Source organism: Peribacillus sp. P4_B1, assembly GCF_056402395.1.
In genome coordinates this window covers 1-26,571 of sequence record NZ_JBFUHM010000016.1, presented here as the reverse complement: position 1 = coordinate 26,571, position 26,571 = coordinate 1, and the positions used below count along the sequence as shown (strand labels likewise).

28 protein-coding genes are annotated in these 26,571 nt (G+C 40.5%); 13 read left to right on the top strand and 15 right to left on the bottom strand.

Annotation, left to right across the window (positions count from 1 at the left end; all coding sequences use genetic code 11):
* Window positions 1-211 precede the first annotated feature (211 nt).
* Window positions 212-1,315, bottom strand: a complete 1,104-nt coding sequence (locus AC1DVK_RS11350; protein WP_477626512.1) for an alpha/beta hydrolase — start codon at window positions 1,313-1,315, stop codon at window positions 212-214.
* A 233-nt stretch (window positions 1,316-1,548) separates the two neighbouring features.
* On the opposite strand from AC1DVK_RS11350, the gene AC1DVK_RS11345 reads away from it, so the two are divergent.
* From AC1DVK_RS11345 to AC1DVK_RS11335, 3 genes are all read left to right on the top strand, one after another.
* Entirely contained in the window at window positions 1,549-2,094 is a 546-nt protein-coding gene (locus AC1DVK_RS11345) for a TetR/AcrR family transcriptional regulator (RefSeq protein ID WP_089363587.1), read from the top strand.
* A 633-nt stretch (window positions 2,095-2,727) separates the two neighbouring features.
* Entirely contained in the window at window positions 2,728-3,675 is a 948-nt protein-coding gene (locus tag AC1DVK_RS11340) for a helix-turn-helix transcriptional regulator (RefSeq protein ID WP_089363586.1), read from the top strand.
* A 149-nt stretch (window positions 3,676-3,824) separates the two neighbouring features.
* A complete protein-coding gene (locus AC1DVK_RS11335; RefSeq protein ID WP_477626543.1) occupies window positions 3,825-4,229 on the top strand; it encodes a VOC family protein in 405 nt (134 codons plus the stop codon).
* A 233-nt stretch (window positions 4,230-4,462) separates the two neighbouring features.
* Here the strand turns inward: AC1DVK_RS11335 and AC1DVK_RS11330 are convergent, their stop codons facing one another.
* The 3 genes from AC1DVK_RS11330 to AC1DVK_RS11320 all read right to left on the bottom strand — a co-directional run bounded on the left by AC1DVK_RS11330 (window position 4,463) and on the right by AC1DVK_RS11320 (window position 7,016).
* A complete protein-coding gene (locus tag AC1DVK_RS11330; protein ID WP_410863461.1) occupies window positions 4,463-5,218 on the bottom strand; it encodes a TIGR03943 family putative permease subunit in 756 nt (251 codons plus the stop codon).
* A complete protein-coding gene (locus AC1DVK_RS11325) occupies window positions 5,218-6,228 on the bottom strand; it encodes a permease (RefSeq protein ID WP_477626511.1) in 1,011 nt (336 codons plus the stop codon). The genes AC1DVK_RS11330 and AC1DVK_RS11325 overlap by 1 nt, the downstream gene beginning before the upstream one ends.
* A gap of 119 nt (window positions 6,229-6,347) precedes the next feature.
* Window positions 6,348-7,016 (bottom strand): YdeI/OmpD-associated family protein, encoded by a 669-nt coding sequence (locus AC1DVK_RS11320; protein ID WP_089363583.1) that lies wholly within the window; start codon window positions 7,014-7,016, stop codon window positions 6,348-6,350.
* Between the two features lie 715 nt (window positions 7,017-7,731).
* Here AC1DVK_RS11320 and AC1DVK_RS11315 point away from each other — a divergent pair.
* The 3 genes from AC1DVK_RS11315 (at window position 7,732) to AC1DVK_RS11305 (ending at window position 10,304) form a co-directional block, all read left to right on the top strand.
* Window positions 7,732-8,232 (top strand): DinB family protein, encoded by a 501-nt coding sequence (locus AC1DVK_RS11315; RefSeq protein WP_061464455.1) that lies wholly within the window; start codon window positions 7,732-7,734, stop codon window positions 8,230-8,232.
* A gap of 573 nt (window positions 8,233-8,805) precedes the next feature.
* Entirely contained in the window at window positions 8,806-9,789 is a 984-nt protein-coding gene (gene guaC / locus AC1DVK_RS11310) for a GMP reductase (protein WP_061464456.1), read from the top strand.
* A gap of 338 nt (window positions 9,790-10,127) precedes the next feature.
* Window positions 10,128-10,304 (top strand): hypothetical protein, encoded by a 177-nt coding sequence (locus AC1DVK_RS11305; RefSeq protein WP_400449752.1) that lies wholly within the window; start codon window positions 10,128-10,130, stop codon window positions 10,302-10,304.
* A gap of 152 nt (window positions 10,305-10,456) precedes the next feature.
* Here the strand turns inward: AC1DVK_RS11305 and AC1DVK_RS11300 are convergent, their stop codons facing one another.
* Window positions 10,457-11,071 carry an HPP family protein gene (locus tag AC1DVK_RS11300; protein WP_477626510.1) on the bottom strand — a complete coding sequence of 205 codons (615 nt, stop codon included), beginning with the start codon at window positions 11,069-11,071 and terminating at the stop codon, window positions 10,457-10,459.
* Window positions 11,072-11,554: 483 nt separating this feature from the next.
* Window positions 11,555-11,893, bottom strand: coding sequence for a zinc ribbon domain-containing protein YjdM (locus AC1DVK_RS11295; RefSeq protein WP_477626509.1), 339 nt, complete (start codon window positions 11,891-11,893; stop codon window positions 11,555-11,557).
* A 151-nt stretch (window positions 11,894-12,044) separates the two neighbouring features.
* On the opposite strand from AC1DVK_RS11295, the gene AC1DVK_RS11290 reads away from it, so the two are divergent.
* The 4 genes from AC1DVK_RS11290 (at window position 12,045) to AC1DVK_RS11275 (ending at window position 16,533) form a co-directional block, all read left to right on the top strand.
* A complete protein-coding gene (locus tag AC1DVK_RS11290) occupies window positions 12,045-12,734 on the top strand; it encodes a response regulator (RefSeq protein ID WP_477626508.1) in 690 nt (229 codons plus the stop codon).
* A complete protein-coding gene (locus AC1DVK_RS11285; RefSeq protein ID WP_477626507.1) occupies window positions 12,731-13,735 on the top strand; it encodes a sensor histidine kinase in 1,005 nt (334 codons plus the stop codon). Before AC1DVK_RS11290 ends, AC1DVK_RS11285 begins: the two co-directional genes overlap by 4 nt.
* 100 nt (window positions 13,736-13,835) lie before the next feature.
* Window positions 13,836-14,597, top strand: a complete 762-nt coding sequence (locus tag AC1DVK_RS11280; RefSeq protein WP_089363578.1) for an ABC transporter ATP-binding protein — start codon at window positions 13,836-13,838, stop codon at window positions 14,595-14,597.
* On the top strand, window positions 14,587-16,533 hold the full coding sequence (locus tag AC1DVK_RS11275; RefSeq protein WP_477626506.1) for an ABC transporter permease: 1,947 nt from the start codon (window positions 14,587-14,589) through the stop codon (window positions 16,531-16,533). Before AC1DVK_RS11280 ends, AC1DVK_RS11275 begins: the two co-directional genes overlap by 11 nt.
* A gap of 254 nt (window positions 16,534-16,787) precedes the next feature.
* Here the strand turns inward: AC1DVK_RS11275 and AC1DVK_RS11270 are convergent, their stop codons facing one another.
* Entirely contained in the window at window positions 16,788-17,177 is a 390-nt protein-coding gene (locus AC1DVK_RS11270; protein ID WP_286140967.1) for a hypothetical protein, read from the bottom strand.
* A 157-nt stretch (window positions 17,178-17,334) separates the two neighbouring features.
* A complete protein-coding gene (locus AC1DVK_RS11265; RefSeq protein ID WP_061464463.1) occupies window positions 17,335-17,685 on the bottom strand; it encodes a hypothetical protein in 351 nt (116 codons plus the stop codon).
* A gap of 524 nt (window positions 17,686-18,209) precedes the next feature.
* On the opposite strand from AC1DVK_RS11265, the gene AC1DVK_RS11260 reads away from it, so the two are divergent.
* Window positions 18,210-18,431, top strand: coding sequence for a DeoR family transcriptional regulator (locus tag AC1DVK_RS11260; RefSeq protein WP_034309346.1), 222 nt, complete (start codon window positions 18,210-18,212; stop codon window positions 18,429-18,431).
* A gap of 90 nt (window positions 18,432-18,521) precedes the next feature.
* Here the strand turns inward: AC1DVK_RS11260 and AC1DVK_RS11255 are convergent, their stop codons facing one another.
* Window positions 18,522-19,244, bottom strand: coding sequence for a pseudouridine synthase (locus tag AC1DVK_RS11255; protein ID WP_061464464.1), 723 nt, complete (start codon window positions 19,242-19,244; stop codon window positions 18,522-18,524).
* Window positions 19,245-19,366: 122 nt separating this feature from the next.
* Complete coding sequence (locus AC1DVK_RS11250) at window positions 19,367-20,968, bottom strand: putative polysaccharide biosynthesis protein (protein ID WP_089364993.1); 1,602 nt, start codon at window positions 20,966-20,968, stop codon at window positions 19,367-19,369.
* Window positions 20,969-21,172: 204 nt separating this feature from the next.
* On the opposite strand from AC1DVK_RS11250, the gene AC1DVK_RS11245 reads away from it, so the two are divergent.
* The gene (locus tag AC1DVK_RS11245) at window positions 21,173-22,438 is read left to right on the top strand and encodes a BaiN/RdsA family NAD(P)/FAD-dependent oxidoreductase (RefSeq protein ID WP_410863468.1); all 1,266 of its coding nucleotides are present in this window, start codon (window positions 21,173-21,175) and stop codon (window positions 22,436-22,438) included.
* 137 nt (window positions 22,439-22,575) lie between these two features.
* Here the strand turns inward: AC1DVK_RS11245 and AC1DVK_RS11240 are convergent, their stop codons facing one another.
* From AC1DVK_RS11240 to AC1DVK_RS11230, 3 genes are all read right to left on the bottom strand, one after another.
* Window positions 22,576-22,905, bottom strand: a complete 330-nt coding sequence (locus AC1DVK_RS11240) for an MGMT family protein (protein ID WP_081108891.1) — start codon at window positions 22,903-22,905, stop codon at window positions 22,576-22,578.
* Window position 22,906: 1 nt separating this feature from the next.
* The gene (locus AC1DVK_RS11235) at window positions 22,907-23,059 is read right to left on the bottom strand and encodes a hypothetical protein (protein ID WP_176432084.1); all 153 of its coding nucleotides are present in this window, start codon (window positions 23,057-23,059) and stop codon (window positions 22,907-22,909) included.
* Window positions 23,060-23,458: 399 nt separating this feature from the next.
* Entirely contained in the window at window positions 23,459-23,629 is a 171-nt protein-coding gene (locus AC1DVK_RS11230; RefSeq protein WP_167555996.1) for a hypothetical protein, read from the bottom strand.
* 148 nt (window positions 23,630-23,777) lie between these two features.
* Here AC1DVK_RS11230 and AC1DVK_RS11225 point away from each other — a divergent pair, with 148 nt between their 5' ends.
* The gene (locus tag AC1DVK_RS11225) at window positions 23,778-24,707 is read left to right on the top strand and encodes an SDR family oxidoreductase (protein ID WP_477626505.1); all 930 of its coding nucleotides are present in this window, start codon (window positions 23,778-23,780) and stop codon (window positions 24,705-24,707) included.
* Between the two features lie 145 nt (window positions 24,708-24,852).
* Here the strand turns inward: AC1DVK_RS11225 and AC1DVK_RS11220 are convergent, their stop codons facing one another.
* Both AC1DVK_RS11220 and AC1DVK_RS11215 read right to left on the bottom strand, forming a co-directional pair.
* Entirely contained in the window at window positions 24,853-25,038 is a 186-nt protein-coding gene (locus tag AC1DVK_RS11220; protein WP_057913195.1) for a sporulation protein Cse60, read from the bottom strand.
* Between the two features lie 80 nt (window positions 25,039-25,118).
* The gene (locus AC1DVK_RS11215; protein WP_477626504.1) at window positions 25,119-26,186 is read right to left on the bottom strand and encodes a tartrate dehydrogenase; all 1,068 of its coding nucleotides are present in this window, start codon (window positions 26,184-26,186) and stop codon (window positions 25,119-25,121) included.
* Between the last annotated feature and the right edge of the window lie 385 nt (window positions 26,187-26,571).

The window sequence follows — 26,571 nt, the reverse complement described above, 5'->3', positions numbered from 1 at the left end:
TAGGGAAGTATTGTCTTGTAAATTCATCTTCTCTTCGTCATATCCGCCAAGTATAATAAACGACATATGGTAATCCTTAACAAAACCCTTCAAATTTACATAGCGAATGGAATTCTATTCAGACAAAAAAGTGTGAATCCCGACAAGAGATGCGGGATTCACTCAATGTACCATTGACACGCAAAGCTCTCTACGTCTTTCCACACAAGCCTTATTTTTTCTTCAGATTTTCTTTGAAGAACGATTCAAGCTTGTCAAAGGGGATTAAATTCACCCGGTCGTACAGATCCACATGACCTGCGCCCGGAACAATGTAGAGTTCCTTCGGTTCGCCCGCTAGCTTGTAGGCGTCTTCGCTGAACTCTCTGGAATGAGCGTTTTCACCCGCGATGAAAAGCATGGGACGAGGAGAAATCGTCTCTATATCTTCGAACGGGTAGAAATTCATGAACTTGACGTTACTGGTAAGCGTCGGGTGTGTCGTGAGTTCAGGTGACGAACCTTTTGGAGTGAATTCGCCCCTTGGAGTGCGGTAGAAGTCATAAAACTCACGCTCAATGGCGGTCGAGTTTTCATATAGCTCTTGCACTGTTCCGCCGGTGTATTTGGTTTCACCGCCCGTGAACTCCACATAGCGTTGCTCGGCTGCCTCTGCAATGATCTTCTTTCTTTGCTCAAGTGTCAGGGAATGTTTAAGCCCATTACGATTAGCATTACCCATGTCGTACATACTGACTGTCGCAATGGCTTTCATGCGCGGGTCGATCTTGGCTGCGCTGATGGCAAAGCTCCCGCTGCCACAAATCCCAAGAACACCAATCCGATCCCTGTCAACAAACGGCCGGGTGCCCAGGAAATCCACCGCAGCACTGAAATCCTCGGCATAGATATCCGGCGAAACAGCATTGCGAGGCTGACCCTCACTCTTTCCCCAGAAAGACAAATCCAAGGACAAAGTAACGAATCCCCGTTCAGCCATTTTTTGTGCATACAGATTCGCACTTTGTTCTTTTACTGCGCCCATAGGATGCCCGACAATGATCGCCGGATTTTTGGTGTTCTTCTTCAAACCTTTGGGAATAAAAAGATTCCCTGCAACTTTCATGTTGTATTGATTTTTAAACGAAACCTTTTTCATGTTTACCTTGTCGCTCTTGTAAAAGTTGTCTGCTCCATTGGACATGTCTGGCTTGTATGCAACGTCGGTCTTGGATGCAGCGTCAACGCCGGTCTTGAATGCAAAGGTGGCCGCGGATAAAAGCAGGCCCAGTGCTATCACTGTGAGTACACGCGTGATAATAGATTTTTTTTTCATTTTAAAATAACACCCTTTCTTTTTTTGTTTTTGTAAATCATTCTTTTGTAACTATAATGATGACATTGACTTCGTTCAGAAAAGAAAACATCATTGATTGATTAATCAACATCTGTTTATAATTATAAATAGAAACACGATGCTCTCAATGGTTAAATGAACGCAATTCGTTGATTACTCAACAAATCAATAAAAATTGTTGATTATTTTTAGGAAAGTCTGGTGACCAAACAATGGCGAAAATAGATAGAAGAATAACCAAAAGCCAAGAAGCCATTAAAAAGGCTCTAATCGAACTGATGTCTGAAAAAAGTTTTGATGACATTACCATTCAGGATATTGCAGACAGAGCAAATGTTAATCGAGGAACCATCTATCTTCATTACTTAGATAAATTTGATCTATTAGATAAAGTCATGGAAGAACATATAAACAACATGAGTAATTTTTGTGAGTCGGCAACTGAAATGGATTATATAGAATCGACTGTACACTGTATGGAATACTTTAAGAGTAATTATTTATTCTTTTCGACGATGTTAGCGAGTGAAGGAGCTCCAAATTTTCGCAGTCAGTTCCTTAAGTTTAATATCGAGGAGTTTAAGAAAGATGTGGACATAACAAAAGGAAAAAATCACAGTCAAAATGAAGATGTAATTGTTCATTTTATTGCAAATGCTTACGTAGGGGTAGTGGAATGGTGGTTAAAGAATGGAATGCCTTATCCACCTCGTGTCATGGCAGAAAAAGTGGGGGATTTGTTAGAGAGGATAGTATAATTACTATTATGAAAAACCTTCTTAAATAAGTGTAGAAGAAAAAGTGACTTTTACTAGGATAGTGGTCTCTTCTTACTTATTAAAATAAAAATTGTGAATCATTGCACTTAAACTACCGGGTGGTTTAGTTGATTAAAGATTACTAAAAAAAGAATTCATTTTGAACGCTTTTTTCAAAATGAATTCTTTTTATTTACGCTAAAATGCTCAAATAATGTATCCTTTTTACACATTTCCCGAGGTCGGCCCCCATATTTCGAGAGCATATTTCTAAGGTTATTCAAGAAAACTTAATAGAAATTTCCCCCTTCAACCACATAGATGAAATCACTAACTATTTTGTAGATAGGGATATATGGAAAATAAGGACCTTTGGGACAATCTCGAAATTTATCAAATTTGCGAGACCAATTAAAGGTAGCGTATGCAGAAGTCTACAAGATGATATAAGCTGAGGCACCTTCCCTTTCTTGTTCAATTAAAGGGCCAGTTAACGGAATAACACAAACAGAAGCCTTGCCCTTATTTTGTAGAGATTCCTGAAAGATTCCAGCACCAGGTTCGTTATATCATCTTCTCTATTAAGGCGTGGTACTATTATTCTTTATTAAAAAACATCAAGGTGGGAAACCAATGAACAAAACAGACCGTTTGTTAGCCATCGTGCTGGAGTTACAACGTAAAGAAGTTGTACGTGCCGAAGATTTGGCAACTAGATTTGAAACGAGTGTTCGGACCATCTACCGTGACATTCAGGCGCTAAGTGAAGCAGGCGTTCCGATCATAGGTGCTCCTGGGACAGGATATTCTCTGATGGAAGGCTATTTCCTGCCGCCGATCAGTTTCACGGTACAAGAAGCCGTAAGCTTGTTGATGGGAACGGACTTTATTGAACAACGATTTGATGATGATTATCGTGTCAGAGCACAAGCTGCCCGCGGCAAAATCGAGGTCATTCTACCGGAGAGCGTTCGCAATGAAACATCACGTGTACGCAAGGCTATACGTTTGCTCATTTCCGATAAACAGGTCACGCCATCAAAAGAAAAAGAATATCTAGAAAAGATTCGTCGAGCGATATTAGACGATCGAAAGATCAGCTTTCATTATGTAAAAAAACTTGCAGATTTCGATGGGAATCGCCATAGTGTTCGTACCGTTTCCCCCTATGGATTAGTTCTCGTTCAAGGATCATGGATGCTCGTGGCCCGTTGTGAACTGCGCCAAGACATTCGCCATTTCCGATTGTCTCGAATGACGGAATTTATTGCTCTGGAAGAACGATTTGAACGACCAGCGCATTTTAACTTAAGGGAGTATACCCCTCCGGACGATCGGCATTTGCGAGTTCGCCTCCGATTTAACCAAGACATCGCAGATAAGGTGAAGGAATCAAACAATCATTACATAGAGGATATGGAAGAGCATCAAGATGGATTGCATGTGGTCTTACGCGTTCGTCAACTGGACGAATTGCTGCGATGGGTGCTTGGCTGGGGAGCCGATGTGATTGTATTAGAGCCTGAATCATTTCGAAATCGGATTCGTGAGGAAGCCCAAAAAATGTTAAAACGCTACTGACATAATGTTGTCAGTAGCGTTGTTTTATAATCGGAGTCAGTAAAATGATTCAGTTTTTGAATGAATTTGGTTTTTACTGGAAAGTTTATAACGAAATAAAGTGTATATGGTATTGTTGTATACATTTATTATTGGAAGGATGGTATCTTGTGAATTTTGCTTCTGTACGCATCATTACAGACGACGTGGATCGTCTAGTCAAGTTCTATGAGAAAGTCATGGGTTTATCAGCGGAGCGTCCCGCGCCCGTCTTTGCCGAACTCGTTGCGGCATCGTGCACCCTGGCGATCGGCCACTCCCAGACTGTGCCACTGTTCGGTGAAGGTTCAGCAGTGGCGGCCGACAATCACTCTATCATCATAGAGTTCCTTGTCCACGATGTCGATGCCGAATACGAACGATTAAAGCCGTTTATCGAGGAGTGGGTAAAGGAACCGACCACGATGCCGTGGGGGAACCGTGCTATACTGTTCCGTGATCCAGACGGCAACCTCGTTAACCTCTTCTCGCCGGTGACCGAGGAAGCGATCAAACGATTCACTGGTAGGACTTGATGGACAGTTGAAATGAGTGAGGCCACAATTTGGAGAGTTGGTAACGATTCGTAAAACATATGGCCCAGCTGGTTTAAAATGGCCAAAAAAACAGGAATCGTTGTCGTACTCCTCTAAATATAATAGAATTATCTTCAAATCAAGTCTTCAGTCAACGGGCGCTTTAATTGAATAAAAGAAGAGCACATATTATACATGACTAATATGTGCTCTTCTTTATTTTTTAAGGATTTTTATAATTTAGGTCTTGATAATACAGTTTCTTCCGGTGCCTTTATTTTCTTCGACTTTTTTAAATCGATCACAGGTACGGCTTCCCCTTTATAGCTTCCTTTTTTTAATGTACCCGTAATGGTGTACCAATCATTCGTCTTCATCCCTTCCACATTCCCATTGACCATATATCCATATAGCGTCGCATCCACTATACAGCAGGACATGGAGAGGCGGGAGATGGCCATTTGTTTTTCTGTAAAAGTATCCTCTCGATATATGAACCCCGTAAGCTCTATTTCTTTCCCCTCGATCGTATCGAGGTTGTTCAGTAAATCATCCAGTACCTCAAAGTAATTATCATCCGTAACGGTAATTTTCTCCCCATTCGTATGTTTCCCTTTAGCATACGAGCTTACCTTCTGTGGCTGCTGGTTCGCCATCCCTCTTTTCGCCAGCACTTCCCCGCTTAATGTAAAATCGGTCAAGATGAAGCCCAGAAGAATCGGAATGAAGAACAAACTATATTTCAGGACCAGCGCGGATGGGGAAGACTCTCCGTCCGATTCACAATCACAATGATGTACACCATGTTTTTGTTTTTTCATACGGAGAAGACTGATCACTAAAAAAGCAAAAAGCGCCGCCAATGCATATGGAACCATTTTGGGCGCAATCAATTTCGTTAAATGTCCCGAAACATACAATTTAAAAATCATGAGGCCCAGTCCAAGCAGCAGCAATCCCTCAAGTCTTTGGATAAAAAAACGTTTCATCAGAAGCCCCCCTTACTGATCAATCCGCCTGCAATCAGGCATAGGCTGAAGACGACTGCGAAAACAAGCAAGACATATGTTACGACAAAGCTCCGTTTAAAGCAGGACATCATGATCAAGATATTTTTCAAATCCAGCATTGGCCCAAATACAAGGAAACCCAGTATCGAACCTGGTAAAAAACTATTGGAAAAGGAAGCGGCAACGAATGCATCAGCAGATGAACAGAGTGAAAGCACAAACGCAATCCCCATCATCAATGCCGTGCCTATTATCGGCGCCTGACCAATATCGGCCATTACGCTCCGATCCATAAGCACTTGAAATAAACTGGCAAACAAAGCCCCGATGATAAAGTATCTGCCGACCATAAAAAATTCCTGTGAAGTATGATCAATGAAGCTTGTCCATTTAGTTGATCGAATATCGTGTTCATGCCCGTGAACCACTTCAAATTTCTCCTCTTTCACCACATCCTTATTGCTGAATATATAAATGAATAAACCTACGATTACGGCTGTCAGGACGCAAAGAATGATTCTTCCATATAGAATGGACGGGTTATTTTGGAACGCATAATAAGTTGAGCCGAACACGATGACATTCAATATTGGGGCAGTTACGAGCAAGACAACACCTGCATGGACCGGGACACCCTTTTGAATCAATCTCCGTACAACCGGGATGATTGCACATTCGCAGACCGGTATGATCAGCGCTGCCCCTATCGCAGCAAAAATAGCTGTCATTGGTCGTTTTGGTATCATTCGCTGAATGATTTCCTCACTGATGAACAACTGGATGAACGAAGATGCAATAGCCCCCAGGAACAGGAAAGGAATCGATTCTAAAAACAACCCCAAAAACACGACGAACACAGAGTGAAGCATCGGGTAGCCCGAGAGATCAATCCCTTTTGGAATGAACACATCGCCTAGAAAAAAGAATGCCAGCAGCAAAAACAATAGAATCAATAACAGCAAATTACCCGTATAACGTTTCAAAAGCATGTTCAACCACCTCGCAAATCATAATTATTACGATTTAAGTTTCGAATCGGTCTAGTATATGCTTTTGATAGGGTGAACATGACAAAAAACAAAAGAGAATGGAAGACATTCCTCCACCCTCATTTATTTCTTCGATACAAATCCCTGCTCTTGTACCCTTCTCCTAAAATCGTTTTCATTTCCTGGCGCCGTTTCACTTGGGTCGCCTCTTGTTTTGCACTATACACGTAGCGAGCCCAATCTTTACGATAGCCTGGGGTAAGTGATTGATAGAACGCAAGCAAATCAGGGGAATCCTGTAAATCATTCTCAATTTCAGAAATCATTTCGATATAATCATCCACCGATTGGCTTGCCTTGGTAGATGGACGGTTTCTATTTGCCGAATCCTCTTTCAGTCCGACTACCGTAAAGACATCATCCAATCCAACCATACGTGCAAACTTCATGTCACTCGATCCGACATAACCGTTTTCATCCGCCCCAAGGCCTTGCATCAAATCATCACGATGGATATATGCATCATATTCTTTATTTCCCTTCTTGGGATATGCCAAAAAGATATAACCGTTTTTACTCAGATAATTTTTCTCGATCACCTTACCCACGATTCCTTTTAATGAATCCATATCAAATACAAATGCAAATATAAGATCATATGCACCCTTAGTAAGCTCTGTATCGTAATCAGGCAGCTCCGCAAAATAATCCGCCCCTGCTGGCAGATCCAAGACAGCCACCCGTTCATATTTATGTAAATTCAGTTTTTCGACTATTGTTTTAGCCATCGACATCACCCGTCCATTTCGTATAGTCTATTTTCAGTTTAAAAGTTTCCCATTTGGCCCGCAACTTTTCTTTCGATAAAAAAGCAAAAAAGACGAAGAGTGAACCTCCCGTCTTTTTTATTATAATCATTCTATTAGTAATCAATCTTCTTCGAGTTTCTTTTTCCCTTTGAATGCTAGCGGTAAGTACATATGATAAACTTATATGGTAGAGTGTTATGAAAAGAAGAAACTCCTGGCCTGATCTTTTTTAACTTATGCAACATCCATGATTTCCGTTAAACAAGTAATGCGTCAATTGCAGGCATAAATCTAAGTTTTGTGCATAGCATGATAGGGTATCGATGCTCAAGAAAAATTCAAAACCCTGGAAATTCAGAGCTGACTTCAGATCTATTTCTTCCGCTAACAAGCAGAGCGAATCTTTGGAATCATGCTCATACCAATGAAACATGCCTTTTCGAGGTATCTCTTAACTCTTACTCAATAGACCTTCCTTACAAGCATATGCCGCACCCATACAATCATGAATCACACATATTCCAGCAATGAATCGAAATCATGAATCCATTTGTTATCCAAATCGGTTTAAAGTTTTTTAAAATAATTTCCCATCGCCTTATTCGTCATGCAGTCCGATATCCCTTTATTTTTCTTAAATATCAAAAAATCAGTGATGCTTTCAAATGGGGGTGCCACAAAAGGGGGAGTTCACATGAATTTTATCGAGTATGATTTGCTATTCGAATCAAGAAACCAATTAATAGAGGAAATTATGGATTTGGATGAAAATATGCTGAACCATAGGCCTGTGCCTGAGGTATGGAACATCGCCCAAATTTGCCATCATTTATATCTCACGGAACAGGTGTTTACTGAAGCTATAGCTTATGGCCTTCGAGAAAGGGATTTTAATAATATCATTCAAAAAAACATTTACTTTGTTACTGATAGAACAAGGAAATTTGCATCCCCTGATAACATTTCACCCTCTGCAAACCCATTTCAATTATCGACCCTCATGGATTTACTGGGAGAATCAAGGGATCGATTATTACAGGTTCTTTATGATATGGATACAGATACCATCTTAAATAGAAAGAAGGCCAAGCATCCCATGTTCGGGGACCTCTCTTTGGATCAATGGATTGAATTATTATCCTTACATGAACAAAGGCATATCAAACAGATACAAGAAATAAAGTCATCGGTATAATGATCCCTCCTGCCGCTGGAATAGACATGATTTAATTCTTCTGCCGCTACCTTCCCTTCCTCATGATTGACTCAATTAACAAGGAAATAGAAAAAGGAAAACAGCTTTTGATTCATCATAATTTTTTCATTAATGGCATAGAGCAGCCAGGATTTAAAAAAAGCTAGGCACTCAATTCTAGGGAGTGCCTAGCTTTTACTGTTTTCAAATGAAGGTGATTTTTCTCTGCATTTTGTGCTAATGTGATTTGCCTTTCTCTCGCAGTTCCTAAAACGAATAGCTGCCCTCACTTGTTTATAGATCGCTTTGTATTCAGTATTATTAATCGCACTATAAGCCATTTTTCACTGAGAATTTGTTACCGCCAAATATCTGTTTTCTCTTTGTTAATTAAACGATGATGTACGTTTAAGTTACCCTTCTCCCTTTCTTTTTTTCATAACTTTTCTGAAGTTACACAAAATAAACCCATTAAAATTTTTGACTTACTGATAAAAATGATGTACATTACCTAGTGGGGCGAACAATTTTTATATAAACAGACAAAAATATTCGTATATAGAGGTGCATATCATGGAAAACGTGTTTGATTATGAAGATATTCAATTAATTCCTGCAAAATGTGTAGTAAACAGTCGTTCTGAGTGTGATACATCCGTTACGTTGGGTAAACATACATTCAAGTTACCTGTAGTACCTGCCAATATGCAAACGATCATTGATGAGAAGATTGCCATTTACTTAGCTGAAAACGGTTACTTCTATGTAATGCATCGTTTTGAACCAGAAAAGCGTCTTACTTTCATTAAAGATATGCACTCACGTGAATTAATCGCGTCCATCAGTGTCGGCGTTAAAGAAGAAGAATACGGATTCATCCAACAATTATCAGATGACAACATTGTTCCTGAATTCATTACGATAGATATTGCTCACGGTCACTCCAATGCCGTGATAAAGATGATACAGCATATTAAAAAACATTTACCTGAAAGTTTTGTCATTGCTGGGAATGTGGGAACTCCGGAAGCGGTACGTGAATTGGAAAATGCCGGTGCCGATGCTACAAAGGTAGGCATTGGGCCAGGGAAAGTATGCATCACTAAAATCAAGACTGGATTTGGAACGGGTGGCTGGCAATTAGCTGCACTTCGCTGGTGTGCAAAAGCGGCAAGCAAGCCAATCATAGCTGACGGCGGTATTCGCACGAACGGTGATATAGCAAAATCAGTTAGATTTGGGGCTTCCATGGTCATGATCGGTTCATTATTTGCTGGACATGAAGAATCTCCGGGTCAAACGATCGAGAAAGATGGAAAAGCTTTTAAAGAATACTTTGGTTCAGCTTCTGAATTCCAAAAAGGTGAAAAGAAAAACGTTGAAGGCAAAAAGATGTTTGTCGAGCACAAAGGTTCTTTGGAAGATACGTTGAAGGAAATGGAACAAGATCTTCAGTCTTCCATTTCTTATGCCGGTGGAACCAAGTTGGATGCCATCCGGAATGTGGATTATGTGGTCGTTAAGAATTCTATCTTTAACGGTGACAAGGTATATTAAGATTATTATATTCCACAACCTGGTGAGCAAGATACTTTATTAAGTACTTGCTCATCTTTACGTTGGAAGGTAATTCCTTTTTTATACAGATAACTCATTAATCCTATTGTATATCTCTAACGTCATTTATGAATGATTATCGGACAAACAGGGTTAAGCCATTTCCATATGCTGAAGGCCCTAACCTCTAGCATATGGAAATGGCTTATTATTTTTGCGTATCATTTTTTATACTTACAAAGACTAGTAAAATCCAGATAATTAAAGCTATATGCTCGTTTTAATATGAAAAGGCTCTTTTCGGAAAGATTGTTGTTTTTAAACGAAACTATTTAAGGTTGATTGGAGCGGAAGTGCGAGACTCCTGCGGGAGCAGCGGGACAGGTGAGACCCCACAGGCGTTTACGCCGAGGAGGCTCACCGCCCGCACCAAGGAAAGCGAGCATCTGGAGGGGAAATCAACCACAACTCACTACCTGGTAAATAGCAACAAAGTATGTGAAAACAGCCTATGAAAAAGAGCAATTTTACCGATACCAGAAGCTGCAGCACTAATTAGAACGTTAATTTATTCATAGACAACCACATTACTATTTTACTTAATAAACATCTCTGTTAGTTAAATAACTTACCATATCGGTTATTTCACTTAGATACGTTTTTTGTCTCATAACCAGTGCTTTGGATACTGTCTTGTTTGAAATAAGTTATTATAGATCATTGATATAAAAACCAATAATATTGTACCTATTGCAATCGGAATAAGGAATCCCCATCCAGCTTGAGAATTAACAGCAACAAGGGCACTTGCTGCTGCGGGAGGATGAACAGTTTTTGTAAGAGTCATTATTAATAATACAATAGCTAACACTAGACCAATAATGAATAGGCTCTTACCTAATATGCTCCAAATAATAAGTGCTGAAATAGTAGAAATTAAATGTCCTCCAATAACGTTACGAGGTTGAGACAAGATACCTTTATGGGAACCGAATACGATTACACAACTTGCACCTAGAGGGGCCAATGCCATAGGATACCCTAAATAGACAGCTACAAAACTAATGATAATAATAGCAATGAGTCCACCTATAGCTGAAACAAAGGAATCAATATAATCAATTCTGTCTTTATCCCTCGCTTCGCCCTTCATTTTCTTTAAATACGCTTTTAAACTTATGTTTGGTTGATTATTCCAACTTTTCTCAAGATTTTTTTCAAAACCCATAATGTATGTTTCCCTCAAGCTTCCTGATAAGAAAATTGACAGAGTTTCTGCCATAAAAGTTATTTTACAGGAAAGCAATGAATGTTTAAATATATATCTTGATTTTCTGTATTTTGTCAATTACGAAGTTTTCATCCTCTTTTCAACCTGCATTTTCAAAAAAAGGTAACAAAAAAGTCCCTATATTAACGCCGAGCAAAAGGCTCCTCGCCAAACAAAATAACTGACCGCCATGAAAACTCTCCATCTATTTCTTTACATCGATTGCTCCAATTGTGAATTTCAAAAGATTTGCGTATCATGACAATTACCTTCTTCCACATCATGACGAACTATAAAGTTGGAAAACCTTTTGTCTTTAATGGGAATGAGTAAATTTATATATATTTATTTTGGGAATATATCGAAATATTATTATGATTCGGAAGAGGTTATTCAATCGACTTTTCATAAACTAAAAAAATCCTGGTAGAATTTCAATATCTACCAGAATTAATCATAGAAAAACATTTCCGTTCTGTTGCATTAACACAGCGTTTATACCTTTTTAACAAATTGGGATTTTAATTTCATCGCACCAAAACCATCAATCTTGCAATCAATATCATGATCTCCATCAACTAAACGGATGCTTTTGACTTTTGTGCCCATTTTCAAGACGGATGAACTCCCCTTCACTTTAAGATCTTTGATTACCGTAACGGTGTCACCATCGTTCAAGGCATTTCCATTTGCATCTTTGATAATCTTTTGGTCACTATTTTCAGTTGCCGATTCAATCGTCCACTCATTGGCGCACTCTGGGCAAACAAAAAGACTTCCGTCTTCGTATGTATATTCTGAATTACATGCAGGGCAATTAGGAAAATCAGACATAAATTCACTTCCTCCATTCGTTATTGTCAATTCTAATATAATAATGGTTTGCATACAACCGGTAATGTTTTTTGAGTTTTGCCCCTCCTATAGAACCTATAATGGTTTTACTATATACTTTTAAGAAAAGCTGGAAAGTGCGGTGAACCCTTTGTTTAAACTACTATTGATAGAGGATGATACGACTTTATTCAATGAAATTAAAGATAGATTGGCGCAATGGTCTTATGATATTTACGGAATTGGCGATTTTAGTAAAGTGGTTCAGGAATTCACGGACATAAAACCTGATTTGGTCATCATTGATATACAGTTGCCGAAGTTTGATGGGTTTCATTGGTGCAGAATGATCCGTGCCCATTCTAATGTTCCCATCATCTTTTTATCGTCACGTGATCACCCTACCGATATGGTGATGTCCATGCAGCTTGGCGCTGATGATTTTATCCAGAAGCCCTTTCATTTTGATGTACTCATCGCAAAGATACAAGCGATCCTTCGCCGGGTATATAATTACAATACAGAAAAGATCGAATTGAAAACCTGGTGCGGTGCAACAGTGGATTACGAGAAAAACACGGTATCGGCCGAGACTGGCTCAATCGAATTGACAAAAAATGAAATTTTCATCTTGAAAAAGCTCATTGAACAGAAAAACAAGATCGTAAGCCGGGAAGAATTGATCAATAGCTTATGGGATGATAAACGTTTCATAAGCGATAACACCCTTACAGTAAATGTGAACCGTTTACGAAAAAGATTGGATGAACTGGATTTAGGGCATTTTATCGAAACGAAGGTCGGACAGGGCTATATCGCAATTGAAGAGGCTAATGAATGATCAGAAAATATTTCTTCGAAAGGTTCAGCTGGATCACATTCTACATACTTCTTCATCTATTCATCATCTTTGTCGCTTTTCTTGACTCGGCCATTCCATTAAAGCCAATATTGTATATCGTTTTTTTATCATTGATCATGTTCAGTATTTTTTTGATTTTCCGCTATAAAAAAGAAACGTATTTCTATAAAAGTTTGGAAGCTCGGGAAGACAGCCTGGATATAACGAATATACCAGAACCAGAAAGCCCTTTCGAAAAAATCATAGAAAACAGCATCATTAACCAAACCGAAATATTCAAGCAATCCGCAGCAATTGGCCAAATGACTTTGGAGCAGGAGAAGGATGATTTATTATCTTGGATTCATGAAGTGAAGACACCATTGACGGCGATGCATTTAATGATTGACCGCTTGGATGATGAATTGCTGAAATCCCATTTGACGTATGAGTGGCTGCGCATTCACCTACTTCTTGATCAGCAGCTCCATCAAAGGCGCATTCTTTTCATCGAAAATGATTTGTATATTGAGAATACGGATTTGGAAACTATAATCTTTGATGAGATTAAAACGCTGCAATCATGGTGCATTCAAAAAGGAATCGGCTTCGACATACAGCTGGATGTAACCGAAGTGCTTAGTGATGCGAAATGGCTGGCCTTCATCATGAGGCAGCTCTTGACCAACTCCATTAAATACAGTGAAAACTCGGATATTACGATATACAGCCATGAACAAGCAGAACAAACGATTCTTGAATTGAAGGATTCTGGTCGGGGCATCGACCCAAAGGATATACCCCGCATATTTGATAAAGGCTTTACATCCACTACAAATCATCGTGACCATGCTGCAACTGGCATGGGTTTATATTTAACCAAGAAAGCAGCAGAGTCCCTATTCATCTCCATTGCTGTAAAATCAAAGCTAGGAACTGGGACGACCATTACCTTGACCTTCCCAAAAAGAAATGATTTTGTGAATATCACAAGCATGTGACAAAAATGTCACATGCTTTTATTCTTTGTTCGGACAAACGAAGGAAAAGAAATACATCGCCTTTTATAATAAGGATATAGAAAAAAAGGAGTGTATCGACATGAATATATTAGAAGCGAAAAAAATCCATAAAAGCTATGGAAATAAATTCAATAAACAAGAAGTATTAAAGGGTCTCGATATAAGCATACAAGAAGGTGAATTCGTAAGCATCATGGGTGCCTCCGGTTCAGGGAAAACGACTTTGCTGAATGTCCTTTCCTCGATCGATAAAATCAGCAACGGCACCATTACGATCGATGGAAAAGAGATTTCAGGTATGAAAGAAAAGAAGTTGGCCGAATTCCGGAAGAACCATCTGGGCTTCATCTTTCAAGAATATAACTTATTGGACACACTGACTGTCAAAGAAAATATCCTTCTGCCCTTATCCATTACAAAAACACCAAAAAATGAAGCGGCACAAAAGTTTGATACCGTAGCGAAAGAACTGGGCATATATGAAGTGAAGGATAAATACCCAAATGAAATTTCCGGTGGTCAAAAACAGCGTACGTCTGCAGCACGGGCCTTCATCCATGATCCAAGCATCATTTTTGCGGATGAACCGACTGGGGCGCTTGATTCTAAATCAGCCTCCGATTTATTGAACAAACTGAGCGAAATGAATCAAAAACGCAAAGCGACCATCATCATGGTAACCCATGATCCAGTGGCAGCCAGTTATTGCAGCCGAGTCATTTTCATTAAAGATGGACAAATCTATACACAATTGAATAAAGGCGAAGAAACCAGACAAGTCTTCTTCAAGGACATCATGAAAACCCAAGGTGTATTGGGAGGGGTTCAAAATGAGCATTAATCAACTTATCTTTCGAAATCTGAAAAAGAATCTGAAGAACTATTATCTGTATGTGTTTGCCCTAGTCTTCAGCGCCTCCCTTTATTTCGCTTTTGTCACATTGCAATATGACCCATCCTTGGATGAAGCGGAGGGTACAGTGAAAGGGGCCGCGGCCATCAAGGCTGCATCGATCCTGCTTGTTGCGATCGTTTCCATATTCCTTTTATATGCCAATAGCATTTTCATAAAAAGGCGCAGTAAAGAAATTGGCTTATTCCAATTGATCGGCATGACAAAGAACAGGATATTCCGGATCCTGAGCGTGGAAAACCTGATCCTGTATTTCTGTTCCGTATTCCTGGGAATCTTTGTAGGGTTTGCCGCTTCAAAATTAATCATCATGATTTTATTTAAAATAATGGGTGTCGAGGCGATCGCAACCCTTCAATTTTCTTTTCAGCCGCTTGTTCAAACCATTCTCGTTTTTAGCGCCATCTATCTTTTCATCATGTTGATGAATTATGCCTTCATTAGAAGGCAGACCATTCTTTCATTATTTAGAGTGACTTCAATGACGGAAGGAAAAGTGAAAAAGGTTTCGATGTTCGAAATGATCATCGGGATATTCGGGATCATCTTGATCATTGCCGGCTATGCTGTTTCAGCCAAATTATTCGATGGAGCTTTTTCAGATATGACCGAGCTTTTCATGGCCATGATATTCATTTTGGCTACCGTCATCATCGGGACCTACCTATTTTATAAAGGATCCGTAAGCTTCATCTTTAATATCATTCGTAAAAAGAAAAATGGCTATTTGAACATCAATGAAGTATTGTCCCTTTCATCCATCATGTTCCGGATGAAATCGAATGCGGTATTATTGACGATCATCACGACCGTTTCCGCTTTAGCGATTGGGTTATTATCATTAAGCTATATCTCCTACTACTCTGCGGAGAAGAGTGCAAAAAGCAGTATCCCCACCGATTTTTCGATGACGGATATGAAAGATGCGGATGCATTCAAAGAAGCTTTATCAGCCAGTAAAATTGATTATGACGAAAAGGTGATTGATGTCATTCAAGTGGATGCCAATGTAAAGGAAATAATGGAGACCAGCCTCAATGAAGTGAACTTCGATCCGAACATCATGACCGTTCCCGTCATCAGTGATGAATCCGTTAAAGGAATCAATCTCGCTGAAGACGAGACCCTTTTCAGCGGATACAGTAATATGATGGAAAAGGTCATGTCCTTGAAGGATTCCGGAAAGATTGAACTGAAGGGCAAAAATGAAGTGATTCCGCTAACATATATGGGATTAAAAGATGATACCTTCCTGCACTATTACTTCACGCACGGTGGTTTGCCCGTTGTTATTGTAGACCAAACGATATTCAATCGTTTGAAAAAGGATGTCGACCCGAAAATCCAAATGGTATCCTCTGTCAATATCGGCATTGATGTGAAGGATGAAGCTGAGCTTAAAAAGGCGAATGATATTTTCAATAAAATGAGCTTCAAAGAAGAACATGTGAATGATTCCCAATTAGAAATGTTCAACAACCAGAAGAAGAATATGGGTCTTATCATGTTCATCGTCGGCTTCTTGGGATTAACCTTCCTTGTCACATCCGGATGTATCTTATATTTCAAACAAATGGATGAAAGTGAAAATGAAAAATCCAATTATACGATCTTAAGAAAACTGGGATTCACGAGAGGTGACTTACTAAAGGGAATCCAAGCAAAACAAGTTTTCAATTTCGGTATTCCTTTAATCGTCGGGCTGCTTCACAGTTATTTCGCAGTCCAATCAGGATGGTTCTTTTTCGGGACCGAAGTTTGGACACCGATGATCATCGTTATGGCACTATACACGGCATTGTATTCAATCTTCGGAATCCTATCCGTTTTTCATTACAAGAAGGTCATTAAAGAATCACTATAATCTAAAAAGCTCCAGGGTCCATTAGGCCCTGGAGCTTTTAATTCCCTTTAAAACAGTCAAATCAATTTCCATACCGAAGGAATGATCAACAATGGCGTCTCACGTCCTACTGCAAATGCCCCACTTTTTCAGAACTTCGTTTCCTGAAATATCGGAATGTTCCGTTTATTGATATCTGTTTGTTTGCTTTTTCTTGATCCGCATTAGGCTTATCATCTGGGTTTGCATCCACTAATTAAGACGACTAAGGGTAGTTAGCCTTCGGTAAGTGCTAAGTAATGCTTTACTTTCCCATTATATTCAACGATTAGAACATCATCTCGCTCTTTTGTGGTGTATATCTTTGTTCCTATGGGTAATTGATTGGCCATACCATCTTTAAAAGATTTACTGAAATCGTTTGAGAATTCCTCTGTAATTTCTCCAACAAATTCGTTCTTAGTCAGTTTAAGCTCATTCACCCATTCAATATCCGTTTTATAAATGATCTTTTCCCATTGGAGAATGTCTGCATTTTTATCAAGATTTAATATTTCTTTTGCATCTGGATTTTTAGATGTCACGGTTTTGATTTCTGTTTTAACACAACCCGACAAATAAAAAATGCAAACGATTAACATGAAAACCAATATGTTTTTCTTCATCATACACCTCCATTCAATTAGACGTATGGTATTATCTTTCGTTACTGAATATGGCTTTGTATTGCTATTAAGTGTTCCGGTTAGTCATTGATTCATTTTCATCCGAAAAATAAAAAAATGCCCTTTCATACCGAGGGCATTTTCATAATCCAATTTATTAATTTACGAAAAGATATAACTTCCTATGATATTCCACAAATGCCTGCTGGTCCTTTTCCGTGTAGTCCATCCACTTTACTTTCTTGCATCTTTCCTCTAATCTCTCATTCAGTTCATCTTCTATTTCATTCATGAAACGAATGATTTCCCCATAAGGCATATTGAAATGACGGGCTGCAAGCCGGGGCGGAGAATGCTTTACCAGCAATCTCATGAATTGATCGACCGTGTCCGCCTTCGATGCAAGATAATCTTCCTCGCTCACGATGAATTCATACACTTGTTTTTTCACGCCAGAAAGTCTGGTCACTTCGTCGCGCAATAAAAACTCCATTAATCTTTCGTTCATGCGGCTCTACCTCGAATTTGTTAATATTTAATTCCTTGAGATCATGTATGAAAAGGCTACATTGCTCAACACCTCATTATGACACCGTAACCGCAAGCCATCAAGCAATTCCTGTAATCAGACACAAAACGTAATGACTTCTATTTCCATTTTAAGTAAATTCATCATAGTCAACGTTCGTGTTGTATGACATCTCTTGATGCATAATTAGCATCCTTTTTTGGAAAAATATGCGTATGAACAAATGGAGCAACACAACCTTTATTAATTTTTATATATGTAAAGAGAATAATTTTGTTAAAATTTGATATAATAAATGTAATATTTAGTCAATTGGTATCTTTTTATAGAATTTGCTTTTATAAAGGGGTAAAATGAAGCTAATGACATCTTATTTTTTCTAAATGTTTCCGAGGAGTTATAGGGTGGGTAAGCAAGTACATAGTGACAGCTGAAATGCTGTCCGACATATCGGTTGTTTTCATTTGTTCAGAATAACAATGAAAAGAATAAGGAGTGATTTTTTGAAACCTTCAACAAATCGCATGTTAACCCGTATTAAATCCGTTTATATGTTCATTAGTAATAACGGTACGGTTTCTACTCAAGAGCTTGTAGAAGAATTTGGCATCACTCCTCGAACTGTGCAGCGCGATTTAAATGTCTTAGCGTACAATGACCTTGTTCAAAGCCCCAGCCGTGGCCTTTGGACGACAACAAGTAAAAAGGTGAAGATGTCATCGTAAAAAGAACGACCACCCGAACAAAATCGATATGTAAAAAAAATACTTTGAGGCGGACAATATTTGTCCGCCTCATTTTTTCATGCTTATTTATCATTCAGCAGGTTGGCCCGCCTTTAACTGTTCAAGCTCTTCCGCCGTTAACTCACGGTATTCACCAAGCTCAAGTTCCTCATCCAGCTGTAAACTTCCCATGGAAAGGCGCTTGAGGTAGACGACACGTTTGCCCACGGCCTCAAACATCCGCTTCACCTGATGGAACTTTCCTTCCATGATCGTCAACTCGATATCCGATGTCAGTCCTGATTTTAAAATATTCAATTCCCCTGGTTTTGTCTCGTACCCATCATCTAGGGTCACGCCGTTGCGGAATGCCTCGATATCCCGTTCCGTTACTTCGCCATCAATGACGGCAAAATATGTTTTAGGAACATGTTTCTTCGGGGAAAGCAGTTGGTGGGCAAGCTTTCCGTCATTCGTGATCAGCAATAAACCTTCTGTGTCCTTATCCAGACGGCCCACAGGGAATGGCTCGAACACCGAATCCTCTGGCTCCAAGATATCGATGACCGTTTCTTGGTGTTTGTCTTCCGTTGCCGACAATACGCCTGGCGGTTTATTCATCATTAAATATATGAACTCCCTGTATTCAACCCGTTCACCATGAACCGTCACAATTTCCTTATCAGGGTCCACTTGTTCTTTCGGATCCTTCAGCAGCCTTTCATTGACCTTGACGGCGCCGGATTTCAGGAGCTTTTTCACTTCTTTCCTGCTTCCATACCCAATATTGGATAATATCTTATCAATTCTCATCATTTCCTCCTAAAGCCTTTTCAGTAAAAGGCCTTGCCCACTATAATGGCAGGCAAGGCAAAATATTTAATCCGGGATTCACTTTATCATACCCTTTTTTTTACACATCAAACTTCTATCCTTTATAATCCTAATTTAGCTTTTAACCGATCGATCCGGGTACCGAACAAACGATGGGCAAGTTTACTTTTTAAGGATAGCGCTGCAAAAATGAGAGCTCCAAAGGTTGCACAAACGGCCACGATCAAAATCGCTTGAAAGCGCCCTTCCGTTGTAAACCACAGCGATAATAAACTGTTCATGCCCCATACAGCCAGTCCCATTATGATTGAAAATACAGTGATCAATACGGATCTTTTGATGGTAATGCTATAACGATAGCCAGTAAAGTAGGTAATGACATATAAATTCAGTAAGACAGCTGCCAAGTAGCCGAAGGCCGTGGCATAAACGGATCCTTCCGTTTCAAACAACTTGATCAGCGGGATATTCAAGCTCAATTTGATTAAAAAGCCAACTAGCAGGCTGAGCACCGTATATTTTTGCTGATTGATCCCTTGTAAAACAGCCGCCGAAATGGAAAAGAGCGCAAATAAGATGGAAACGGGAGCATAAGCCTTCAGGACACTGATTCCAAGCGGGTCATGGCTGTAAAAGGCACTATAGATTGGATCGGCCAGCACCGACATGCCAACGACCGCGGGAATCGTAATGAACAACAAAATTTGAAAGGCCTGGTTCAGCTGGCGGTTGAACTCTTCCGAATCCTCGCTTACATATGCCTTCGTCACCGAAGGAAGAAGTGCCATCGAAAACCCGGTTGCAAGCGTCATTGGAATCACGACAAGTTTCTGGGCATACACGTTCAAAACCCCAAGAGCATCTTCCGCGACATGCTGTAATCCGATGGACGACATCGCTTTATTGAAAGACAATAAGTCCGCAAACTGAAACATTGGCATCGCGATCCCGACGAATATGAAAGGAATCGACGAAAGAAATATTTCTTTATAAATCTCCGGCAGGGAAATTTCCAGCGTTCCCCGGTCTTTCTCCATCAAACTGTCCAAATGGGGCTTTTGTTTTTTCCAATACCAAAATAACACCACTAAACCGCCGACAGCCCCGACCGTCGCCGCGAATGTAGCCATTTGGATGGCCTTCACTAACTCTCCATCCATGACATTTAAAACAACATACACACCGGCCAGAAGGAACACGATGCGGACAACTTGTTCAACAACCTGAGATATGGCCGTTGGCTCCATCGCTTCATGACCTTGAAAGAAGCCGCGGATGATACTCATGAACGGTACAAAAATCAAGGCGAAGCTGACAGCCCGTATGATCTCCGTGACATCCCCTACATCTTCCTTCTTGACTCCAAAGATTCCAGTAAACATCGGTGCCATGGTATAGAGAATCAAAAAAGCGAGAAAACCGGTGGCAGCCATTAATTTCAGGCTCGATTTAAATAACTTCTCACCGACGGCGTACTCCTCGAGCGCATTATACTTCGAAATGAATTTAGAAACAGCAAGCGGCATGCCTGCCGTTGCAAAGCTGATGAAAATAGTATATGGAACGTATCCATATTGATAGAGGGTAGCCCCTTTATTCCCAACCATATGTTCAAAGGGGATGACATAAAACAAACCAAGAATCTTGGAAATAATTGCTCCCAGCGTTAATATAAAAGCCCCTTTTAAAAATTTAGACGACATCTAATCCCATCCTGCCTCTGTCAGTTACGTTTTACACGCTTTTTATCTTAACATAATAAAGTAATTTTTCTATAAAAACTACTCTCAAGTTTATCTTTTTCGAAGATAATACACAAACAAATAATTTCTCTTTTTCTACATTCGCAATCTGACGGGCTCTTGCTATATAATGAAGGGACTGAAAATGATAAAGTGGTGATCAATTTGAAATATGATGTAGTGGTAATTGGCGGCGGTCCTTCCGGATTGATGGCAGCAATTGCAGCCGGGGAAAAAGGTGCCCATGTATTGTTAGTGGATAAAGGCGAGAAGCTTGGAAGGAAACTTGCAATCTCGGGCGGCGGACGCTGCAACGTGACGAACAGGCTCTCCATCGATGAAATCATTCAGCATATCCCTGGAAACGGGCGATTTCTATACAGTGCTTTCTCAGAATTCAACAATGAAGACATTATTCAATTCTTTGAAAAATTGGGTGTGGCTCTAAAAGAAGAGGACCATGGCCGGATGTTCCCAGTTAACGATAAAGCACAGAGTGTCGTGGATGCCCTACTGACGCGCCTGTCGAATTTAAAGGTTACGACTTATAAGAACTCACCAGTTGCCGAAGTTCTCTATGAACATGGAAAAACAAGCGGGGTCCGGTTAAAAGATGGACAGACCATTGACACAGATGCAGTCGTGATTGCTGTCGGCGGAAAATCAGTTCCTCACACCGGTTCAACCGGGGATGGCTACGCATGGGCTAAAAAGGCGGGGCATACGATTACCGAATTGTTCCCAACTGAAGTTCCCGTACTTAGCCATGAAACATTCATTAAAGATCGAACACTTCAAGGCCTTGCACTTCGGGATGTTGCATTGAGTGTCCTCAACCCAAAAGGCAAGGTCCTGATCACACACCAAATGGATATGCTCTTCACCCATTTCGGCGTCTCCGGTCCAGCTGTTCTAAGGTGCAGCCAATTCGTCGTGAAGGCGATGAAAAAATGGAACCTATCGGAAGTGACAATGAAACTCGATGCCCTTCCCGACCGTAACAAGGAAGAGGTCTTTCAAGATATCATGAAAGAAATCAAAGCCGAACCGAAAAAAGCCATTAAAAATACGTTAAAAGGATTAGTTCCTGAACGATACCTTCACTTTCTGCTTGAGCGAAGCGGCATCGATCTTCAAGAACAAGGAGCGACGATATCAAATGAAAAAATCCGCCGCTTTGCTGAACTATGCAAGGACTTCCAATTTGGAGTGCATGGCACCCAGCCGCTAGAAAAAGCCTTCGTCACGGGGGGCGGCGTATCCGTCAAGGAAATCCACCCAAAAGAAATGGCATCCAAAATAATGGATGGCCTGTATTTTTGCGGTGAAATTCTGGATATACACGGATACACTGGCGGCTACAATATCACCTCGGCATTAGTAACCGGAAGACTCGCCGGAATGAATGCTGCCATGTATGCCCGTTCATAATTCCTAAAAGAGGCTGATCCGTTTGGATCAGCCTCTTTTTTATGCGATTTATAATCATTCAGTGCTTGATGGACATTAATTCAGGCGCTGGCGCAGGTTTTTCGGCCGTTCTTGCAATTTATTCGACCGCTTCCTCTTTATTCCGGCTTTCCATTGAAAAATTCTGGATGATAGCGAAAAGCTTCGAGGTCAACGGTATTCCTCTTCGTGAATGTGACGCCTTCACTCTCCAGCATCGCCTTCTGGTGTTCTGCGGCTCCCTCTGCTTTTATGCCGATTTCGCCTTTTGCATTGATAACCCGATGCCAAGGAAGGTCATGTTTTTTGCTGCTTGAATGAAGGATCCTTACGACCTGCCTTGCACCTTGCTGACTTCCGGCGAGCTGTCCTATTTGACCATATGTCATCACTTTGCCGGAAGGGATATGTTGAATGATCTTAATCACCCGTTCTGTAAAACTTTCCAAATTACTCACCCCTTTGTTCTATCCGTTTACCAATCGTAATTTTTTTATCGGTTATCAGGAACCCATGATGCTTGATCAAGTCGATTTTAAGCTCAGCAGGCACTCTACAGTCATCGTAAGCATAGACAGAAATCAATCCTCGTTCATTGATCAATTTATCGATTCATTTTTCATATGCCCCTATCGCTCGCTAACTTGATCCTCATTGCCCCATGTCCGCACGAGTTGATTCCGTTTTAGAATATGTATCGATGTTTTTCAAGCATTTTTGAAGGATGGAAGTCTCCCTGAAAACAATAAAAATCAAAATTATTAATAAGATGCACTTTCTCCAATTGTTCCTATGTATTACGTTTAACTTTACCCATTATCAGCAAGTTTGTAAAATTCATAGAAGAATATAGTCAGTTTTTCTTAATTAAAGGGGTGAAATCCACAGCTGTTTTATTTGTTGATTCGAATTGGGGCTGCTTTTAGTCCACACGGTGAAAGACCAAGCAGCCCAATTCAACAGGCTCGTTCTTCATGTATTTTCCCAATTTGATGTTCGTATTTAAATCACGGGATAATACGGTACATAACGCGGGTTATAATAATATGGCGGTCTTGGACCTATGAGGGGCAATTCAAAGGTATTGGGGTTGGAATCATATAACAACTCCACTTTTTCATCCGATTGTCCGACCAATAGCAACTTCACATTTTCGCTATAATAATATGGCATATGGAGGCCTCCAAAATTTTTTTTCCTATCCTTTAGCATATTCCAACAGCACGGCAACGAGCCCGTACCTAAACCTGTTCTTCATGCACGGCATTTACCTGGTTTACATAAAGTAATCCGACTAAATTCTTTTTTAGGAGGACTCCTCATGGCAGAAGATAAGAAAAGGAAATCATCTGGAAAAGACTATCCCATGCATCCGAACTATGGAAAAATAACTCGTTATCAAGACGTCCCCATCACCGTTCCCGAGCAACGCCAATTTCGCCAACCTGGTGTAGAAAAATTAATGGTGCCCCGGCCAATCATCGAAAATCCCAATTATAGGGGCAGCGGGAAATTAACGGGAAAGGTCGCATTGATAACTGGAGGTGACAGCGGGATTGGTGCAGCGGCTGCCATCGCTTTTGCTAAAGAAGGCGCAGATGTTTCCATCGCTTATCTGGATGAACATGAGGATGCCAATCGCACAAAAACGCGAATTGAAGAGCTTGGGCAACGTTGCATACTGCTGCCTGGTGACTTAAGGGATAAACAGCAATGCATCGATATCGTGGAAAACACCATCGAAACATTTGGAAAGCTCGATATTCTTTGTAACCACGTGGGTATTCAATTTCAGCAATTAAGCTTGCTGGATATTACGGATGAGCCATTCGATGATACCTTTAAAGTGAATATCTATTCCCACTTCTACACGACCCGGGCTGCCCTTCCCCATTTAAAGGCGGGGTCCTCCATCATTAATACATCTTCTGTCGTTACATTTAATGGGAATAAGCAATTGATTGATTACACAGCGACTAAAGGGGCCAATATCGGTTTTACCCGTGCCTTGGCAAACAGTCTTGTCGATCAAGGCATCCGGGTGAACGCCATTGCGCCTGGAAGGTTTTGGACCCCCCTCATCCCGGCAAGTTTCTCGGCCGACGAAGTGACACAAGCAGAGAACCCGATGGAGCGCCAAGGCCAGCCGTTTGAACTGGCTCCCACCTTTGTTTATCTTGCTTCGGATGATTCCCGTTTTGTGACAGGACAAACACTTCATGTAAACGGCGGGGAAACGACATCATCCTGACTTTCCAAATCGTATAATCTTCCCCCTTGAAATCCACTTTCTTGGAATATTCACGAAAAAAGACTACCTTGATTTGCCCGAATTACAGCAATAGGTAGTCTCATATTGTTTATATGTACGGAAAACGATAGGGCGAATCCCGCCTTCATTTTTTCTTATAAATGATCATCGCACTAAAACAGTAGATCTGTTCCTCTTCCTCTTCACCTGTAGTGGCGACATTATATTTGATGTCAACGATTTGATTATCACGAATGTCTTCCAAGAAAACGTTCATTTCATCCTCTAGATCCTTTTCATGCTCATAATCGAATAATTTGACTTGTATCATCGGCTTTCCCCTGCCCTTTTACTATAATGATAGTTATTGTGCAGGATGCCCATTTTTCATGATGATTATACCTGATTTATTTATAAAGCGGCTAATAGTGCCACCACTTCATCTCCGACTTCCTCTGTAGAGGCTACCCCGCCCATATCAGGCGTCAGTGCCCTTTTATCGACCATCACCCTTTCGATCACGTCCAACACTTTTGCACCCCACTCCTTATGCCCGAAGAAATCAAGAATCTGACTGGCAGACCATATGGCCGCAAGTGGATTGGCGATGCCTTGATGGGCAATATCCGGCGCTGAGCCATGAATCGGTTCGAACATCGAAGGATAAATCCGTTCCGGGTTTAAATTGGCTCCGGCTGCCAAACCCATCCCGCCTGCAATGGCAGCACCTAAATCCGTGATGATGTCACCAAACAAATTGGAGGTGACAACGATTTGAAATCGTTCGGGCTGTTTGACAAAAAACATGCTTGCCGCATCGACCAGATAGGAATTCGTTTCTACCTCCGGATACTCAATCCCGATTTCTTCAAAAACCTGATCCCAAAAAACCATTGAATAATTCAATGCGTTCGCCTTGCTTATACTCGTTAGCGTCCTGCCCGTTTTACGCGCCAGTTCATACGCATAACGGATGATTCTCTCCGTTCCCTTTCGCGAAAAGACCCCCGTCTGCAGTACAACTTCTTCTGGCTTGCCTTTGAAAAGCCAATCACCAGCGCCGGAATATTCCCCTTCACTGTTTTCACGGATGACAATCATATCGATTTGGTCCCGTGTCACGTCTTTTAATGGACAAGGTGCACCTTGAAGCAATTTAACGGGTCGAACATTTACATATTGGTCAAATTGCTTTCTGATTTTCAGCAGAAGCTCACGTAATGAAATATGATCCGGGACACCAGGATAACCAACCGCCCCAAGATACACGGCATCAAACTTCATAAGTTGTTCCAGCCCGTCTTCGGGCAGCATTTTACCATGCTCAAGATAATATTCGCATCCCCAAGGAAAATATGTGAACTCGAAAGAAAAATCCCCGGCAATCCCAGCCACTTTTTTTAGGACCTTAACACCCTCATTAATCACTTCAGGGCCTATTCCGTCACCTGCAATGACCGCTATTTTATAAACATCCATTCTTCGCCCTCCTTTATCTATATTTTCTGATTTCAACACCTTAATTTTAACATATAACTTTTGCATTCCCTCTCCTAATGGAAACACTTAAATGTGAACGGCAAAAAAATTTTATCGGAAAGGTCCATAATGCAAAAAGAGCCCTTTCATGAAAGAGGCTGCTGAAAAACTCACGTTTTTCTAACTAGTACGGTAAATCAAATTAAAAAAAGACGATTCTCATTCGGTACTTGAATGGAAATCGTCTTTTTTTGCTTCTGTTTGTCACTTTTTTAGGCCATTAATTTCAATATTCTTTTCAAGTTAACGGTGAAAATAGCCATTGCTCCTTGTAATTCCATGCCAAGTAGACCCGAGGATTTTGCAACATCATACCCGTGCCTGT

What these genes read in the sequence shown, in the direction of transcription:
- AC1DVK_RS11350 (WP_477626512.1), bottom strand. Translation starts at nt 1,315, where the DNA reads ATGAAAAAAAAATCTATTATCACGCGTGTACTCACAGTGATAGCACTG.
- AC1DVK_RS11345 (WP_089363587.1), top strand. Translation starts at nt 1,549, where the DNA reads ATGGCGAAAATAGATAGAAGAATAACCAAAAGCCAAGAAGCCATTAAA.
- AC1DVK_RS11340 (WP_089363586.1), top strand. Translation starts at nt 2,728, where the DNA reads ATGAACAAAACAGACCGTTTGTTAGCCATCGTGCTGGAGTTACAACGT.
- AC1DVK_RS11330 (WP_410863461.1), bottom strand. Translation starts at nt 5,218, where the DNA reads ATGAAACGTTTTTTTATCCAAAGACTTGAGGGATTGCTGCTGCTTGGA.
- AC1DVK_RS11325 (WP_477626511.1), bottom strand. Translation starts at nt 6,228, where the DNA reads ATGCTTTTGAAACGTTATACGGGTAATTTGCTGTTATTGATTCTATTG.
- AC1DVK_RS11320 (WP_089363583.1), bottom strand. Translation starts at nt 7,016, where the DNA reads ATGGCTAAAACAATAGTCGAAAAACTGAATTTACATAAATATGAACGG.
- AC1DVK_RS11315 (WP_061464455.1), top strand. Translation starts at nt 7,732, where the DNA reads ATGAATTTTATCGAGTATGATTTGCTATTCGAATCAAGAAACCAATTA.
- guaC (WP_061464456.1), top strand. Translation starts at nt 8,806, where the DNA reads ATGGAAAACGTGTTTGATTATGAAGATATTCAATTAATTCCTGCAAAA.
- AC1DVK_RS11300 (WP_477626510.1), bottom strand. Translation starts at nt 11,071, where the DNA reads ATGGCAGAAACTCTGTCAATTTTCTTATCAGGAAGCTTGAGGGAAACA.
- AC1DVK_RS11295 (WP_477626509.1), bottom strand. Translation starts at nt 11,893, where the DNA reads ATGTCTGATTTTCCTAATTGCCCTGCATGTAATTCAGAATATACATAC.
- AC1DVK_RS11285 (WP_477626507.1), top strand. Translation starts at nt 12,731, where the DNA reads ATGATCAGAAAATATTTCTTCGAAAGGTTCAGCTGGATCACATTCTAC.
- AC1DVK_RS11280 (WP_089363578.1), top strand. Translation starts at nt 13,836, where the DNA reads ATGAATATATTAGAAGCGAAAAAAATCCATAAAAGCTATGGAAATAAA.
- AC1DVK_RS11275 (WP_477626506.1), top strand. Translation starts at nt 14,587, where the DNA reads ATGAGCATTAATCAACTTATCTTTCGAAATCTGAAAAAGAATCTGAAG.
- AC1DVK_RS11270 (WP_286140967.1), bottom strand. Translation starts at nt 17,177, where the DNA reads ATGAAGAAAAACATATTGGTTTTCATGTTAATCGTTTGCATTTTTTAT.
- AC1DVK_RS11265 (WP_061464463.1), bottom strand. Translation starts at nt 17,685, where the DNA reads ATGAACGAAAGATTAATGGAGTTTTTATTGCGCGACGAAGTGACCAGA.
- AC1DVK_RS11255 (WP_061464464.1), bottom strand. Translation starts at nt 19,244, where the DNA reads ATGAGAATTGATAAGATATTATCCAATATTGGGTATGGAAGCAGGAAA.
- AC1DVK_RS11250 (WP_089364993.1), bottom strand. Translation starts at nt 20,968, where the DNA reads ATGTCGTCTAAATTTTTAAAAGGGGCTTTTATATTAACGCTGGGAGCA.
- AC1DVK_RS11230 (WP_167555996.1), bottom strand. Translation starts at nt 23,629, where the DNA reads ATGCCATATTATTATAGCGAAAATGTGAAGTTGCTATTGGTCGGACAA.
- AC1DVK_RS11225 (WP_477626505.1), top strand. Translation starts at nt 23,778, where the DNA reads ATGGCAGAAGATAAGAAAAGGAAATCATCTGGAAAAGACTATCCCATG.
- AC1DVK_RS11220 (WP_057913195.1), bottom strand. Translation starts at nt 25,038, where the DNA reads ATGATACAAGTCAAATTATTCGATTATGAGCATGAAAAGGATCTAGAG.
- AC1DVK_RS11215 (WP_477626504.1), bottom strand. Translation starts at nt 26,186, where the DNA reads ATGGATGTTTATAAAATAGCGGTCATTGCAGGTGACGGAATAGGCCCT.